At 64.5% G+C, this 15,881-nt stretch carries 15 protein-coding genes; 7 read left to right on the forward strand and 8 right to left on the reverse strand.

Annotation, left to right across the window (positions count from 1 at the left end; all coding sequences use genetic code 11):
- The first annotated feature begins 28 nt into the window (after positions 1 to 28).
- The 4 genes from rseP (at position 29) to fabZ (ending at position 5,549) form a co-directional block, all read left to right on the forward strand.
- The gene (gene rseP, locus HAP41_RS23260; RefSeq protein WP_028151694.1) at positions 29 to 1,180 is read left to right on the forward strand and encodes an RIP metalloprotease RseP; all 1,152 of its coding nucleotides are present in this window, start codon (positions 29 to 31) and stop codon (positions 1,178 to 1,180) included.
- A gap of 174 nt (positions 1,181 to 1,354) precedes the next feature.
- Positions 1,355 to 3,895 (forward strand): outer membrane protein assembly factor BamA, encoded by a 2,541-nt coding sequence (gene bamA, locus HAP41_RS23265; RefSeq protein ID WP_135213814.1) that lies wholly within the window; start codon positions 1,355 to 1,357, stop codon positions 3,893 to 3,895.
- Between the two features lie 128 nt (positions 3,896 to 4,023).
- Positions 4,024 to 5,091, forward strand: coding sequence for a UDP-3-O-(3-hydroxymyristoyl)glucosamine N-acyltransferase (gene lpxD / locus HAP41_RS23270; protein ID WP_166096948.1), 1,068 nt, complete (start codon positions 4,024 to 4,026; stop codon positions 5,089 to 5,091).
- Positions 5,088 to 5,549 carry a 3-hydroxyacyl-ACP dehydratase FabZ gene (fabZ, locus tag HAP41_RS23275; RefSeq protein WP_028151691.1) on the forward strand — a complete coding sequence of 154 codons (462 nt, stop codon included), beginning with the start codon at positions 5,088 to 5,090 and terminating at the stop codon, positions 5,547 to 5,549. The genes lpxD and fabZ overlap by 4 nt, the downstream gene beginning before the upstream one ends.
- 24 nt (positions 5,550 to 5,573) lie before the next feature.
- On the opposite strand, the gene HAP41_RS23280 is transcribed toward fabZ, so the two are convergent.
- The gene (locus HAP41_RS23280; protein WP_166096947.1) at positions 5,574 to 5,897 is read right to left on the reverse strand and encodes a KTSC domain-containing protein; all 324 of its coding nucleotides are present in this window, start codon (positions 5,895 to 5,897) and stop codon (positions 5,574 to 5,576) included.
- Positions 5,898 to 6,174: 277 nt separating this feature from the next.
- Between HAP41_RS23280 and lpxA the strand changes: the two genes are divergently transcribed.
- From lpxA to lpxB, 3 genes are read left to right on the forward strand one after another with little or no spacing between them, the layout of a single operon-like run.
- Positions 6,175 to 6,969 (forward strand): acyl-ACP--UDP-N-acetylglucosamine O-acyltransferase, encoded by a 795-nt coding sequence (gene lpxA, locus HAP41_RS23285; RefSeq protein ID WP_166096946.1) that lies wholly within the window; start codon positions 6,175 to 6,177, stop codon positions 6,967 to 6,969.
- A 19-nt stretch (positions 6,970 to 6,988) separates the two neighbouring features.
- A complete protein-coding gene (locus HAP41_RS23290) occupies positions 6,989 to 7,846 on the forward strand; it encodes an LpxI family protein (RefSeq protein WP_049807903.1) in 858 nt (285 codons plus the stop codon).
- Positions 7,843 to 9,024: a lipid-A-disaccharide synthase gene (gene lpxB, locus HAP41_RS23295; RefSeq protein WP_166096945.1), complete on the forward strand. Its 1,182-nt coding sequence runs from the start codon at positions 7,843 to 7,845 to the stop codon at positions 9,022 to 9,024. Before HAP41_RS23290 ends, lpxB begins: the two co-directional genes overlap by 4 nt.
- Before the next feature lie 98 nt (positions 9,025 to 9,122).
- Here lpxB and HAP41_RS23300 read toward each other — a convergent pair whose 3' ends face one another.
- The 7 genes from HAP41_RS23300 to HAP41_RS23330 form a co-directional block, all read right to left on the reverse strand.
- Positions 9,123 to 9,890 carry an SDR family NAD(P)-dependent oxidoreductase gene (locus HAP41_RS23300; protein ID WP_166096944.1) on the reverse strand — a complete coding sequence of 256 codons (768 nt, stop codon included), beginning with the start codon at positions 9,888 to 9,890 and terminating at the stop codon, positions 9,123 to 9,125.
- Positions 9,887 to 10,996, reverse strand: coding sequence for an ABC transporter ATP-binding protein (locus tag HAP41_RS23305; protein ID WP_166096943.1), 1,110 nt, complete (start codon positions 10,994 to 10,996; stop codon positions 9,887 to 9,889). The genes HAP41_RS23300 and HAP41_RS23305 overlap by 4 nt, the downstream gene beginning before the upstream one ends.
- Positions 10,997 to 11,006: 10 nt before the next feature.
- Positions 11,007 to 11,864, reverse strand: coding sequence for a carbohydrate ABC transporter permease (locus HAP41_RS23310; protein ID WP_014494951.1), 858 nt, complete (start codon positions 11,862 to 11,864; stop codon positions 11,007 to 11,009).
- Entirely contained in the window at positions 11,857 to 12,777 is a 921-nt protein-coding gene (locus tag HAP41_RS23315; protein ID WP_166096942.1) for a carbohydrate ABC transporter permease, read from the reverse strand. The genes HAP41_RS23310 and HAP41_RS23315 overlap by 8 nt, the downstream gene beginning before the upstream one ends.
- Positions 12,774 to 14,060, reverse strand: coding sequence for an ABC transporter substrate-binding protein (locus HAP41_RS23320; protein WP_166096941.1), 1,287 nt, complete (start codon positions 14,058 to 14,060; stop codon positions 12,774 to 12,776). The genes HAP41_RS23315 and HAP41_RS23320 overlap by 4 nt, the downstream gene beginning before the upstream one ends.
- Before the next feature lie 58 nt (positions 14,061 to 14,118).
- Complete coding sequence (locus tag HAP41_RS23325) at positions 14,119 to 15,297, reverse strand: ROK family transcriptional regulator (RefSeq protein ID WP_175618087.1); 1,179 nt, start codon at positions 15,295 to 15,297, stop codon at positions 14,119 to 14,121.
- A 123-nt stretch (positions 15,298 to 15,420) separates the two neighbouring features.
- Positions 15,421 to 15,825: a GFA family protein gene (locus tag HAP41_RS23330; protein ID WP_166096939.1), complete on the reverse strand. Its 405-nt coding sequence runs from the start codon at positions 15,823 to 15,825 to the stop codon at positions 15,421 to 15,423.
- Between the last annotated feature and the right edge of the window lie 56 nt (positions 15,826 to 15,881).

Here is a 15,881-nt window from a genome sequence, read left to right on the forward strand (position 1 = left end):
GCCTTGCGGCGCTGGATGAGGGAATTCGATGATCGACTTTTTCGTCCATAGTTTCAATACGTTGAGCCATGGGCTCCTCGGCTACGCGGTTCCCTTCCTGTTCGTCCTGACGATCGTCGTGTTCTTCCATGAGCTCGGCCATTTCCTGGTCGCGCGCTGGGCGGGCGTTCGGGTGCTGACCTTCTCGCTCGGTTTCGGACCGGAGCTGGTCGGCTTCAACGACCGCCATGGCACTCGCTGGAAGATCTCGGCGATTCCGCTCGGCGGCTACGTCAAGTTCTTCGGCGACGAGAGCGAGGCTTCGACCCCGTCGGCCGAGACGCTCGCGGCCATGACGGCCGAGGAGCGCGCCGGCAGCTTCCATCACAAGAAGGTCGGCCCGCGCGCCGCCATCGTGGCGGCCGGACCGATCGCCAATTTCATTCTGGGCGCGCTGATCTTCGCCGCCATGGCGCTCTATTACGGCAAGCCGAGCACGATCGCCCGCGTCGACGGCGTCGTCGCCGACGGCGCTGCGGCCACGGCCGGCTTCAAGATCGGCGACGTCGTCGTGCAGATCGACGGCAAGCCGATCGAGAGCTTTGCCGACATGCAGCGAATCGTTGCGATGAATGCGGGTTCGGCGCTTGCCTTCCAGGTCAAGCGGGACGGCGCCATCGTCTCCCTGACCGCGACGCCGGCGCTGCTCGAGCGCAAGGATCCGTTCGGCAACAGCCACCGCCTCGGCGTGCTCGGCGTCGAGCACAAGTCCCAGGCCGGCGAGGCCTCGACCACGCCGGTCGGCGTCGGCGAAGCGCTCAAGATCGGGGTCGAGCAGGTCTGGTTCATCATCACCAGCACCTTCAAGTTCCTTGGCTCGCTGTTTGTCGGACAAGGCAATCCCAACGAGGTCAGCGGCGTGCTCGGCATCGCCAAGATGTCGGGGCAGGCGGCCAGCGCCGGGTTCCAGTTCGTGATCAATTTGTGCGCGGTGCTGTCGGTGTCGATCGGGCTGTTGAACCTGTTCCCGATCCCGCTGCTCGATGGCGGTCACCTGATGTTCTACGCGGCGGAGGTGGTCCGGGGCCGCCCCCTGTCCGAGCGGACTCAGGAGATGGGGTTCCGAATCGGGCTCGGTTTGGTGCTGATGCTGATGGTGTTTGCCACCTATAACGACATCTTGCGGATGGCAGCTTCCTGATACGGGCTTTTTTGTGGCGTTGCTCATGAGCAACGTCTTGGAATGAAATTGAAATTACGGTGTCAGCGGCCGTTTGCGACATCGGGGAAATTGGCTACAAGCGGCTTCGAACTTGGGGAATCTCCCGGACCGGCGTTGGGGTTGGGTCTGGTACTGATAAGGGCGCGTTGCGCAATGAAGTTTGGACTGCGACTCCGGGGGGGCTTGCTCGCATCCCTGATCTTGTTCGGCGCGCCGGTGCTTGCCCCGGTTGGGGCTGGTTTTGTGTCTTCGTCTGCGCTTGCTCAGACCGTCCAGTCGATTTCCGTCGAAGGAAATCGCCGTGTCGAGGTGGAGACGATCCGCTCCTATTTCAAGCCGGGCCCGGGTGGCCGCCTGGATCAGGGCGCCATCGATGACGGCCTGAAGGCCCTGATCGAGACCGGCCTGTTCCAGGACGTGCGAATCAATCGCGGTTCCGGTGGCCAGATCATCGTCTCCGTGGTGGAAAACCCGGTGATCGGCCGCATCGCGTTCGAAGGTAATAAGAAGGTCAAGGACGAGCAGCTCACCGCTGAAGTCCAGTCCAAGGCGCGCGGCACCTTCTCCCGCGCCATGGTGCAGTCCGACACCCTGCGAATCGCCGAAATCTACCGCCGCTCGGGTCGCTATGACGTCCGCGTCACGCCCGAGATCATCGAGCAGCCGAACAACCGCGTCGACCTGATCTTCACGGTCGAGGAGGGCGCCAAGACCGGCGTCAAGTCGATCGAGTTCGTCGGCAATAACGCGTTCTCGTCCTACCGCCTGCGCGACGTCATCAAGACGCACGAATCGAACCTGCTGAGCTTCCTCGCCAGCAACGACCTCTACGATCCCGATCGCGTCGAGGCCGACCGTGACCTGATTCGCCGTTTCTATCTCAAGAACGGTTTCGCCGACGTCCAGGTGGTCGCCGCGCTCACCGAATACGATCCGGAGAAGAAGGGCTTCAACGTCACCTTCAAGATCGAGGAAGGCTCGCAGTACCGCGTCGGCACCGTCGACTTCCGCTCCTCCATTCCGAACTTCGATCCGACCACGATGCGCAACTATTCGCGCGTCAATGTCGGCGCGCTCTACAACGTCGAATCGGTCGAGAAGTCGGTCGAGGAAATGCAGATCGAGGCGTCGCGTCGCGGCTATGCCTTCGCCGTGGTCCGTCCCGGCGGCGACCGCAATTTCGAGGCGCACACCGTCGCCGTCGTGTTCAACATCGACGAGGGCCCGCGCACCTATATCGAGCGCATCAACGTCCGCGGCAACACCCGCACGCGCGACTACGTGATCCGCCGCGAGTTCGACATCTCCGAGGGCGATGCCTACAACCGCGCGCTGGTCGACCGTGCCGAGCGCCGCCTGAAGAACCTCGACTACTTCAAGAGCGTGAAGATCACGACGGAGCCGGGCTCCTCCAGCGACCGCGTGGTCCTGATCGTCGATCTCGAAGAGAAATCGACCGGCGACTTCTCGGTCTCGGGCGGATACTCCACGACCGACGGCGCGCTCGCCGAAGTCTCGATCTCCGAGCGCAATTTGCTCGGCCGCGGCCTGTTCGCCAAGGCGTCGGTGACCTACGGCCAGTATGCGCGCGGCTATTCGCTGTCGTTCGTCGAGCCGTATCTGCTCGACTACCGCGTCGCGCTCGGTCTCGACCTCTATCAGCGTCAGCAGCTCTCCAACAGCTACATCTCCTACGGTACGAAGACGCTGGGCTTCAGTCCGCGCCTCGGCTTCAGCCTGCGTGAAGATCTGTCGCTCCAGCTGCGCTACTCGATCTACCAGCAGGAAATTACGCTGCCGTCCTACCTGGCGAACTGTAACAACGTCCTCGGTTCGTCGGCCTTCAACCCGAGCCCGGCCTTTGCCGCATCGCAAACGCCGCCGATCGATCTGACCTCGACCGGCGGTCTCGGCTGCTACTCCGACGGCGAAGCCTCGCTGCCGGTCCGCAAGGAGCTTGCCGGCGGCAAGACCCTGACCTCGGCGCTCGGCTACACGCTGACCTACAACACGCTGGACAACAACAAGAACCCCACCGACGGTCTGCTCGTCGACTTCCGTCAGGATTTCGCCGGCGTGGGCGGCGACGTCACCTACCTGAAGTCCGTCGTCGACGCGAAGTACTACGCTCCGCTGGTGTCCGACATCGTCGGCCTCGTTCACCTTCAGGGCGGCATGCTGAACAAGATCGGCAACAACGATATCCGCATGCTGGATCAGTTCCAGATGGGCCCGAACTTGGTCCGCGGCTTTGCTCCGAACGGCATCGGTCCGCGCGATTTGAATCCCTTTGGCACGCAAGACGCGCTTGGCGGTACCAAGTATTGGGGCGCTTCGTTCGAATTGCAGATGCCGTTCTGGTTCCTGCCGAAGGAAGTGGGTCTGAAGGGCGCGGTCTACGCCGACGCCGGCGGCCTCTTCGACTATCAGGGCCCGACGACGTGGTCGCTGACCAACGAAATGACCACGACCAGGAACTCGAACTGTACGCCGTCGACCGTCAATCCGCCCTCGGCGGGAACCTGTACCGGCCTGGTGTATGACAACGGCAATGTCGTCCGTTCGTCGGTTGGTATTGGCCTGATCTGGCAGTCGCCGTTCGGTCCGCTGCGGTTCGACTACGCCGTGCCGCTCACCAAGGGCCAGTTCGATCGCGTGCAGCAGTTCAGGTTCGGCGGCGGCACCTCGTTCTAATTCGATCAGCAGGGCATGAGCCGGCCCCTTGTTGGGGCCGGTTTCCAAAAAGATCGTGCTCAATCCGTGAGATAAGGCATGATGCGGCCTGACCGCTTCATGCCGAAGCCGGACCGCGATGGGGTGGAATGGCGCAGCCGACCTTCTTCAAAAAGCTGCCGGCCTCGGCGCTGGCTGACATTGCAGCGCTGACCAAGGCGCAGCTCGTCGACCCTGCCAGGGGCGGTCACGTCATTACCGGTCTTGCTTCGCTCGACGAAGCCGGCCCGATGCATCTGGCGTTCTTCGACAACCTCAAATATGCCGACGAGCTCAAGGCGACCAAGGCTGGGGCCTGCCTGGTGAGTCCGCGCTTCGAGGCCCAGGTGCCCGCGCATGTGGCCGTGCTGCGGGTGGCGCAGCCGTTCCGCGCCTTTGTCGGGCTCGCCCGGGAATGGCACGGCGATGCGCTGCGCCCGCAGTCCTGGGTCGGTAATGACGGCATCGCCCCGTCGGCCATCATCGATCCCTCGGCCCGGCTGGAGGACGACGTCATCGTCGATCCCCTGACCGTCATCGGCCCTGACGTCGAGATCGGCAGCGGCACCGTGATCGGGGCCGGCGTGGTCATCGGTCCCGGCGTCAAGATCGGCCGGGACTGCAATGTCGGCGCCCGCACGGCCATCCAGTGCGCGCTGATTGGCAACAACGTGCTGATCCATCCCGGCTGCTCGATCGGCCAGGACGGCTATGGCTTCATCTTCTTCGGCCCCGAGGGCCATCTCAAGGTGCCCCAGACCGGCCGCGTGCTGATCCAGAACAATGTGGAAGTCGGCGCCGGCACCACCATCGATCGCGGCTCCCTGCGCGACACCGTGATCGGGGAGGGCACCAAAATCGACAACCAGGTCCAGATCGGCCACAATGTGACCATCGGTCGGAACTGCCTGCTGGCGGCCCAGATCGGGCTCGCAGGCAGCCTGACGATTGGCGACAACGTGGCGCTGGGAGCAAAGGTTGGCATCAACAATCACCTCAAGATCGGCGATGGAGCCCAGGTCACCGCGATGAGCGGCGTCAAGGACGACATCCCGCCGAACGGGCGCTGGGGCGGCTTTTTCGCCAAGCCGACCAAGCAGTGGTTCAAGGAAATTATCGCGGTGGAGCGCCTGGTACGCGACAGCAGGGCCGATCCGAAGAACGAGGGACGGGAATGACGGAGGAATCACCGATCAAATTCGAGCTGGTGGATATCAACGCGATCCTCCGGACTCTGCCGCACCGTTTCCCGATGCTGCTGATCGACCGTGTGATCAATATCCGCGCCGATTACAGCGGCATCGGCATCAAGAACGTCACCTTCAACGAGCCGGCCTTCCAGGGGCATTTCCCGGAGCGCCCGGTCTATCCCGGCGTGATGATGATCGAAGCGATGGCGCAGACCGCGGGCGTGATCGGCATCACCTCGGTCGAGGGCACCGAGAAGCCGCGCGCGGTGTATTTCCTCACCATCGACAAGTGCAAGTTCCGCAAGCCGGTGCTGCCCGGCGACACCATCGAATATCACATGCGTTCGATCGGCCGCCGCAAGGCGATGTGGTGGTTTCACGGCGACGCCAAGGTCAACGGACAGATCGTTGCTGAAGCCGACGTCGGCGCCATGCTGACGGACTGAGCGGCTCAGGCCAGCGGAAATGGATTATGCGCCGCAGCCGTAACGGCCGCCGGCCGTCTCGCGTCCGATATTCCGGTTGAAGAACTGGCCCATGGACGGCGCGCCGAGCAGGCTGTCGACCGTCTCGGCCGCAACCCCGCAATAGCGGTCATATTGGCCGTCGATCGCGACGATGAGGTCCCGCCGCGCGCGGTCGTAGCAGACCCGCTGAAGCACCGTGCTGCGGGTGATGTCGCGGCACTCGAACGTCCCGAGATCGACGAAGCGGCGTTCGCCGGTCTCGACCGTCTCGGAGACGATCGGGGCGGCCGCGAGCTGTGCGAGCAGAACTGCCAGGGCCCTGACCACGATGACTTCAAGCTCCACATGAAGGCGTTGACGAGCTAGAGCATGATCCGGAAAAGCGTGCAGCGGTTTTCCGAAAGGATCATGCTCGAACGATAGCCTGAAGCGCGATGACGATTCATCCCAATCTCATCGTGCTTTAGGACGGCCGGCTCATCCGGTGCCTGAAACAGGCCGAGATGATACGTCACTGGACAGATCGGGCATAGTCGCGCTAACCACCGGAAAACTGAGCGACTTCAACACATAATCAGACCTTCTTGATGAGTCAGATTGCTTGATGAGTAAGATTGATCCCACCGCACGGGTCGCGGACGGCGCCGTGATCGGCGAGGGTACCGAGATCGGACCCTTCTGCATCATCGGTCCGAATGCCGTGATCGGCGCGAACTGCAAGCTGATCGGACAAGTCACGGTCATCGGCCACACCTCGATCGGCGATGGCTGCGTGATCTCGCCCTTCGCGGTGCTGGGCGGCGCGCCCCAGGACCTCAGCTACAAGGGTGAGCCGACCAGGCTGGAGGTCGGTTCCGGCTGCACCATCCGCGAAGGCGCGACGATGAATGTCGGCACCATCAAGGGCGGCGGGCTGACGCGCGTCGGCAACGGCGGCTACTTCATGAACAACAGCCATGTCGGCCATGACTGCATGGTCGGCAACAACGTGATCTTCGCGACCTCGGCGACGCTCGGCGGCCACTGCGAGATAGGCGATTTCGTCTATATCGGCGGCCTGTCGGCGGTGCATCAGCTCACGCGCATCGGCCCGCAGGTGATGGTCGGCGGCCTCTCGGGCGTGCGCGACGACATCATTCCGTTCGGCCTCGCCAACGGCCAGTATGCGGCGCTGGAAGGCCTCAATCTCATCGGGATGAAGCGGCGGCAGTTCACCAAGCAGCAGCGCGCGACTGTGCAATCGTTCTACCAAAAACTCTTCCACGGCCCCGGCACGTTCGCCGAGCGGCTCGCGGCGGCCCAGCCGCTCGCCAGCGAAGACCCCGCGATTGCCGAGATCCTCGACTTCATCGGCAAGCGCAAGCATCGCCCGATCTGTCTTCCCGCCATCGAGAAGTGATTTCGGGATGGCCGCGGGCATGACATCGGCGGCTTCGGAGATTTCTTCGCCGGTCGGCGTCGTCGCCGGCGGCGGCGCCATGCCGTTCGCGGTCGCCGATTCGCTTGCCGCGCGCGGCATCACGCCGGTGCTGTTCCCGCTGCGTGGCGCCTGCGATCCGACGCGGGTGGAGCAGTTCCGCCATCGCTGGATCTCGGTCGGCCAGCTCGGCCGTGCCATGCGGCTGTTCCGCGAGGAGGGCTGCCGCGATCTGATCTTCATCGGTACATTGGTGCGGCCTGCGCTGTCCGAAATAAGGTTCGACGTCACGACACTGCGCCTGCTCGGCAACGTCATCCGCGCCTTCCGCGGCGGCGACGATCATCTGTTGTCCGGCGTCGGGCGCATTCTCGAGCAAGGCGGCTTTCGCATGGTCGGCATCAAGGATGTTGCGCCGGATCTGCTGATGCCCGAGGGCTGCATCAGCCGCGCCTGGCCGAACGACAACAGCAAGGCCGACATCGAGCGCGGCCGCGCGGTGCTGACCGCGCTCGGCCCGTTCGACATCGGCCAAGCCGCGGTCGTGATCGACGGCCATGTAGTGGCGATCGAGGATATCGAGGGCACCGACGCGCTGCTCGCGCGCGTGGCACGCCTGCGCGAGGAGGGGCGCATCCGCGCTGCGACAGGACGCGGGGTGCTGGTGAAGGTACCGAAGAGCGGGCAAGATTTGCGCTTCGACCTGCCGACGATCGGTCCGCGTACCCTGGAGGGCGTCGCTCGAGCTGGACTGGCCGGCATTGCCGTCGTCGCCGGCAACACCATCGCCGCCGAGCCGCAGGCGATGATCTCGCTCGCCGACGCCAAATATCTCTTCGTCATCGGCCTGACGGCATGATGCAGAGCCGCGATCCCAAGCGGAAGATCTTCCTGATCGCGACGGAGGAATCCGGCGACCGGCTCGGCAGCGCCTTGATGAAAGTGTTGCGCCAGCGGCTCGGCGACGGCGTGCAGTTTGTGGGCGTCGGCGGCCGGACCATGGCGCGTGAGGGGCTCGAGACGCTGTTTCCGATCGAGGAGCTGTCGATCGTCGGCTTCGCCGGGGTCGTCCAGCAGTTGCCGAAGATTTTGCGGCTGATCCGCCAGACCGCGGATGCCGTGACTACGGCCGCACCCGACGCGCTCGTCATCATCGACAGTCCCGATTTCACCCATCGCGTCGCCCGCCGCGTGCGCGCGAAGACGCCGGAGATCCCGATTGTCGACTACGTGGCGCCGCAGCTCTGGGCCTGGCGACCCGGGCGGGCGCGCACCATGCGCCGCTATGTCGATCACGTGCTCGGCCTGCTGCCGTTCGAGCCGGAGGAATACCACAAGCTCGGCGGGCCGCCATGCAGCTATGTCGGCCATCCCCTGATCGAGCAATTGCCGTCGCTGCGCCCGAACGCGGAGGAGCAGCGGCGCCGTGATGTCGAGCCGCCGGTTCTGCTGGTGCTGCCCGGCAGCCGCCGCAGCGAGATCCGGCACCATCTCGACGTGTTTGGCGCGACGCTCGGACGGCTCCAGGCCGAAGGCCGCGCCTTCGAACTGAAGCTCCCGACCATGCCGCATCTCGAAGCCACCATCCGCGAAGGCATCGCGAGCTGGCCGGTCAAGCCGCAAATCGTGGTCGGCGAGACCGAGAGGCGCGCCGCGTTCCGAACCGCGCGCGCGGCGCTGGCCAAATCCGGCACCGTGACGCTGGAGCTCGCGCTGTCCGGCATTCCGATGGTGACGGCCTATCGCGTCGGCGCGATCGAAGCCTTCATCCTGCGCCGCGCGATCCGCGTCTCCTCGGTGATCCTCGCCAATCTCGTGATCGGCGAGGATGTCGTTCCGGAGTTCTTGCAGGAGGACTGCGTACCGGAGAAGCTGGCGCCGGCACTGTCGGAGCTGCTCACGGACACGCCGCTGCGCAAACGACAGGTCGAAGCCTTCGCCAGGCTCGACACTATCATGTCTACCGGCAACAAGTCGCCGAGCGTGCTCGCCGCCGACATCGTGCTCGCGACGATGCGCAAGGGCAGGCGGCAATAGACGGCTTCGTAGGGTGGGCAAAGCGAAAGCGTGCACACAACCTCTCCGTAACCGAGAAAGAAATGGTGGGCACGCTGCGCTTTGCCCACCCTACAGTCCTAGGCGAGGCCGCCGTCGACCCGAAAACACTGGCTGGTGATACGCTGGCTCTCGTCGGATGCGAGAAACAGCACCATGCTGGCGATGTCTTCCGGCGTCACCGCATCGGGAACGGCCTGGCGGGTGCGCAGCTCGGAGATCTTCTGCTCGTCCGGAAACCAGAGCCGGCGCTGGCGCTCGGTGATCACCATGCCGGGCGCGATCGCGTTGACGCGAATGCGGTCGGAGCCGACTGACCTGGCCAGCGAGTTGGTGAAGCCGACGATCGCCGCCTTCGCCGCGGCATAGACCGGCAGCGCCGGCGCGCCGCGGATCCACGCCACCGACGACATGTTGATGATCGAGCCGCCGCCGCGCGCCTGCATCTGCGGCACCACCGCCTGGGCCGCAAAGAAGACGTGCTTGAGATTGACGCCGATCGTCCAGTCGAATTCGGCCGGCGTCACCTCGGCCAGGACCTGACGCTGGTCGTTGGCGGCATTGTTGACGAGGACTGCGGCATCGCCGAGCGATCCGTGCACCCGCGCCACGGCAGCGCGCAAGGCGTCGATGTCGAGGAGGTCGCAGGGCACAAACAGGGGCGCGGAGCCGGATGAGGTCGCGACGTCCCGCACCAGCGCTTCGCCGGCACTCGCATCGATGTCGAGGAAGGCGACGCGGGCGCCCTGGGTCGCGAAGGCGCGCACGAAGGCGGCACCGATGCCGCTGGCGCCACCTGTGATCAACACCACGCGGCCGGCAAGGCTGGGAAAGATGGTCCGGGTCATGCGATCAGCCGCTCCGTCTCGGGGTCAAACAGGCAAATGCGCCGCGTGTCGAGCGCGAAGGTGGCGGTCGCGCCGGGCGCGGGACGGATATCCGGCGTGATGCGCGCCAGCGCAGTCTCGCCGCCGAGACGCAGCAGCACGATTGTCTCGGCGCCGGTCGGCTCGATCATCTCGACCGGCGCGTTGACGAGGACGGGCGCCTCGCCGGAAAAGACGCGGCTGGCCTCGGCGATGCATTCCGGCCTGATCCCGACGACCACCTCGCGGCCGAGATAAGATGTTGCCGCGTCGTGTCCATGCAGGCGCAGACGAACTTCGTCGGGTCGCCCCGCGCCGATTACGGCCACAGGTCCGCCGCTATCGGCCTCGAGCCGCCCCGGCATGGTGTTCATCGGCGGCGAACCCATGAAGCGGGCGACGAACAGATTGGCCGGATAGCGGTACACCGTGTCCGGATCGGCGAACTGCTGCACCACGCCCCGATGCATCACGGCGATGCGCGTTGCCATCGTCATCGCCTCGATCTGATCGTGGGTGACATAGACGATGGTGGCGCCGATGCGCTGGTGCAGCCGCTTGATCTCCATCCGCATCTCGACGCGCAACTTCGCATCGAGGTTGGAGAGCGGCTCGTCGAACAGGAAGAGCAGGGGATCGCGCACCAGCGCCCGGCCCATCGCCACGCGCTGGCGTTGCCCGCCGGACAATTGCGACGGCTTGCGACCGAGCAGGGGCTCGATCTGGAGGAGGCGAGCCACACTCGCCAGCGCCTTCTCCTGCTCCGCCTTCGGAACGTGACGGCATTCCATGCCGAAGGTGATGTTCTGGCGCACCGTCATCGACGGATAGAGCGCGTAGGACTGGAACACCATGGCGATGTCGCGATCCTTGGGCGGGACGTCGTTGACGACGCGTCCGCCGATCTCGATCGTTCCGTCACTCGGACGATCGAGCCCGGCGACGATGTTGAGCAGGGTGGACTTGCCACAGCCGGATGGCCCGACCAGCACGGTGAACTCGCCGCTCTCGATGTCGAGGTTGATGCCCTTCAGCACCTCCAGATTGGCGTAGCGCTTGGACAGGGTGCGAATGCTCAGTGTTGCCATGACGACCCCATCATTTCACTGCGCCGGCGGTCAGGCCGCGCACGAAGTACCGTCCGCCGAGGAGATAGATCAGCAAAGTGGGCAGCGCTGCGATGATCACCGCGGCGCTCTGCACGCCATGCTGCGGAATGTCCGCAATTGCGGCAGAGAGCGCGATGAGCGCGGCCGTGACGGGCTGCTGCTGGCCGGTGGTGAATGTCACGCCATAGAGGAACTCGTTCCAGATATGCGTGAATTGCCAGATCACGGTGACGATCAGAATAGGAGCCGAGAGCGGCAGGATGATGCGCCAGAAAATGCGAAAGAACCCGGCGCCATCGATGCGTGCGGCTCTGATCAACTCGTGTGGAATGGCGACATAGTAGTTTCGGCAGAACAGCGTGGTGAAGGAGAGCCCCTGGATCGTGTGAATCAGCACGAGGCCCGTCAGCGTGTTGATGAGACCGGTGTCCCGCAGCACGATGGTCCAGGGAAGCAGGCGCATCTGCTGGGGAAGGAAGAGGCCGAGGGTCACGATACCGTAGATCCAGCTATCGCCGCGAAAGCGCCAGAGCGACACGGCGTAACCGGCGACAGCGCCGAGCAGGGTCGAGAAAATCGTCGCCGGGATGGTGACGAGCGCGGAGTTCAGCATGTACGGCCGGATGCCGGCGCAGGTCTCAGCGACGCAGAAGCCGCTCCAGGCCTTGGCGTAGTTGCTCCAGGCCAAATGTTGCGGCCAGCCGATCATCGAACCCTGCGCGATCTCCTCGTTGGTGCGGAGAGAGTTCAGGACGACAACAACGAGTGGCGCGAGATAGGCTGCAGCGAACAATGTCACGACGAGATAGATCAGAATTCGGCTCGGTGCGAAGCTGCGGTCACGCATGGGTGGCCTGCCTTCGCTGGACATAACGCCACGCCGCATAGGGCAGCAGCACCGCGAGCAGGATGAGCAGCATGAGCACCGCCGCCGCGGCGCCCCGGCCGAGCTGGCTGCGCTGGAACATGAGGTCGTAGACGACAAGGGCCGGCAGCTGGGTCGCGATTCCCGGCCCGCCATTGGTGAGCGCACGGACGAGGTCGAAGGCCGAGATCGCGAACTGCAACTGGACGACGACGACGGTGATGGTGATCGGCCAGAGCGTCGGCAGAATGACCCGCCAATAGCTTCGGACCGGTCCGGCGCCGTCGATCTGGGCGGCCTTGATGATGTCGGAATCGACGGAGCGAAGGCCGGCGAGGAAGAGCGCCATGGCGAAGCCCGAGGATTGCCAGATCGCAGCAATCACGATCGTCCAGATCGCCATGTCGCGGTCGATCAGCCAGTCGAACCGGAAGGTGGTCCAGCCGAGATCATGGACGAGCTTCTGGATCCCGATGCCGGGATTGAGTAGCCAGCTCCAGACCGTGCCGGTGACGACGAACGACACCGCAAGCGGATACAGGAAGATGGACCGCAGCACATTCTCGCCGCGAATGCGCTGATCGAGCAGGATCGCCAGCATAAGGCCGGTGATCAAACTCAGCAGCACGAAAGCACTGCCAAACAGCAGCAGATTGTCGAAGGCGATCTGCCAGTTCCGCGATGCCAGGACCGCGTTGTAGTTGCGCAAACCCACCCAGCCGGAGACCGGAACAAGCGTCGAGGGCGTGAACGAAATCCAGATCGTCCACAGCGAAAACGAAATGAGATGCGCAGCCGACAACAGCAGTGGCACCCAGATCATCAGATATTCGGGCAGCCGGCGCACGAGATCAGACGTCGCCGGCCGCGTTGCTGTGGAGACGGTGTCGGTCAACGCGAACCCTCGACGGCCTCGGCGAGGCGGGTGACCGCCTGCTCCGGCGTGATCGTCTTGTTCTTCACATACTCGGTGAGCACGTCGATCATCGCGGCCGTCAGGCCGTTTTCCGGTGCCATATTGTGCGCAAGACTCAGGACGGCCTGATTGTTGGCGACAGCGTCCTTGAGCGCGGCTGCGGTCCGCCGTTGACCGTCCGACCAGCCCTCACCGGAGAGGTCGACATCGGTGCGCACCGGGATCGATCCCGTGATCTGCGAGTACATGGTCTGGATCGCCGGATCCATGACGAGCTGGGCCATCAACGTCTGACCGGCCTGGAGATCCGGCTCCTTGCGCTGCCAGAAGATGAAGGCGTCGGCATTCAACAGGAAGACCGGTTTGCCATTGTCGCTCGGGCCCGGCGTGATCATGAAGTCGTCGAACTTGAAACCGGCGTTACGCAACACGCCCTGCGCCCACCCGCCCATGATCATCATGCCCATGTCGCCGTCGACGAAGCGCTTCAAATTGGTGGCGTAGGGTTGGGCACCGACGTTGGGGTCCATCCAGTTGGCGATCTTGCGGACCTGGACGAAGGCAGCCTTGATCTCGGGGCCCTCCAGGGCCTTCTTGTCGAGATTCATGATGGCCGCACGGTATGCCGTGGGACTGATGCCGGCCAAAGAGGCCTCGAATTTCTGCCCGTCATCGGGGCGGGTGCCGCCGTTGGCGATGGGGTAGGTGATGCCGCCCGCCTTCATCTTGTCGGCGAGATCGTTGAAGTCGGCCCAGGTGACCGGGACCTTGTCGGCCTTGGCCTTGTCCATCGCGCGCTTGGAGAGAAACAGCATGTTGGTGCTGTAGATCTGCAACGGCAGCGCAATCCACTTGCCGCCCGGCTTGTGCAATTTTGCGAGGTCCGGAGCGACAACCTTTTCATAGCCGGCGGCCGCGACGAGGGCGTCGAGATCGACGGTCGGGGCGATCTTCGACCAGGCCGCAATCTCGGGGCCCTTCAGCTGCGAACAGGCCGGCGGATCGCCGGCGATGATCTGGGCGCGCAGCTTGTTCATCATCTCGGTGGTGAAGCCGGGGACGGGCGAGTGCTGCCAGACGCCGCCTTTCTCCTCGAACTTCTTGCCGAGTGCGGTGATCGCCGCGCCATCGCTGCCTGCGGACCATTGCGAGATCGCGGTGAGGCGCGGCTTGGCCGCGCCTTGCGCGCGGGCGAATGCCGGTAATGCGAGTGCGGCCGCAGATCCAGCGAGTAGACGGCGCCTTGTTGTCGTGATCGGCATGGCAGTTCCTCCCGGTGTGAACTTTCTTGGCGCGTTGAGCCACGCGGCTCAGGGCATGTCAGGCGGCCTCCGTCGAAGCCGCGGGCATCCCGCCGCGGCTGGCGAGACAAAAGGCGGCGAAGGCGAGAGCTGCTTGCGGATCGTTACCGTTCGAGGGCGGCACGAAGGCGAGCGACACCTGCGCCAGTTTCCGCCCGCCGAGAAGGCAGGCGTCGATCCCATCGACCACCGCTTTGCGATCCTCTTCCGAGAGAAGCGACGGCCAGCCGCTGATCGCGACGCCGTTGCACGGCTTCACGTTCAGCGTGTTGCCGATCGAAAGGCCCAGCCGGAACAGGCGCTGGCGCAACTCCTGGCGCATTCGCGACGAGCGCGGGATCGTGCTCACCCATTCGCCGCCGAGCTGGAGCAATTCGGCTTCAGTTACGCCGAGGAGCTCGGCGAGGGCCGGAAGCGACGTATAGGCCTCGACGCAGCCATGATGACCGCAGCGGCAGCGCGGCCCGTCGGCATTGAAAACCATATGGCCGAGCTCGACCGGCTGCGGGGCATCGGCCTCCAGCGGATCGTCCATCCAGGCGCCGGCAACGCCCTGGCCGACGAAGACGAAGAGATGTGCGCTGCTGAAGGGATAGTCCTGCGTGCGGCAGCGGTGAAACGTGGCGTGTGCGACCACCGAGTTGGTGAACTCGACCGGCACGCCGGCGAACATTCCGCCGAGCATGTCGCCGATGCGTTCGACGTCGCACGGAATGATCGGATTGCCCGCGGCGCTCAGGCGGCCGAGGCCGGGAATGGTGATGCCGATCTGCGCGAGACTGATGCGGCGGCGGCGCGTCCAGTCGCGCAGCAAGGTGAGGGCTTCGCGGAACACCCGGCCGACGGTCTCGACGGTCGGCTTCTTCAGCAACGGAACACGCTCGGTGTAGTGCATTTCGCCCGACATGCCGCCAACGCCCACGCTGAGCCACTGGCCGGTCAGCTCAAGGGCTGCGAGCGCCACGGAGCCATCGAGCGACACGAGGCCTGTCGGACCGCCGACATAGGGGGCAGGGCGCCGCACTTCCTCGATCAGGCCTTCGGCTTTCAGATCAAACAGGATGCGCGACAGGCTCGCCTCGGACAGGCGCACGGCCTTGGCCAGCGGCGGCCGGAACGAGCCGCCGGACTGGAGCAAGTGAGTCAAAATGGCAGCGCGCGTCTGCCGCCGACTTCTCGGCTGCTCCGGCATTTCCATCCCTGTCGTCATTCTTACTTAGTGTAAGAATTTGCGCGCGGAGCGTTTCGACTGTCAAGCGATTGCGGACGCGATGAGCCGACTTGTTGTTGTGCGTGGCAGCAAGATGAGGCGAAGAACCGATCAGGCTTTTGGTGCGGTGCCTTCGGCCCACTCCGGTAATTCGGCCTTCGGGTCGTACCAGTTGGCGGAATCTGATCGCCAGATGTGCATCTCGGGCCGTTCTGTGATCGGTGTATCGAGGCAGCCCATCCGCAGCAGGACCGTGTTCTTGCCCTCGCGCGAGGCGACGATGTGTGATCCGCATTGCGAGCAGAAATAGCGGGTTTTGCCGGGCGAGGATTCGAAGCCGCGCAGCAAGTCTTCGCCCTTGGTCCAGCGGAAGCGGTCGCGCGGCACGTTGGTGACGGTGGAGAAGGCCGATCCATGCGTCTTGCGGCAGGTCTGGCAATGGCAGTGCATGATGGTGCCCGGGGTCGCGTCGACCTCGTAGGCAACGCCTCCGCAGAGGCAGCTTCCGGTCAGCATCGGGTTCTCCATATCGTAGGGTGGGCAAAGCGCAGCGTGCCCACCGTTTCTGGCTC

Source organism: Bradyrhizobium barranii subsp. apii, assembly GCF_011516635.5.
GTDB classification, from domain to species: domain Bacteria; phylum Pseudomonadota; class Alphaproteobacteria; order Rhizobiales; family Xanthobacteraceae; genus Bradyrhizobium; species Bradyrhizobium barranii.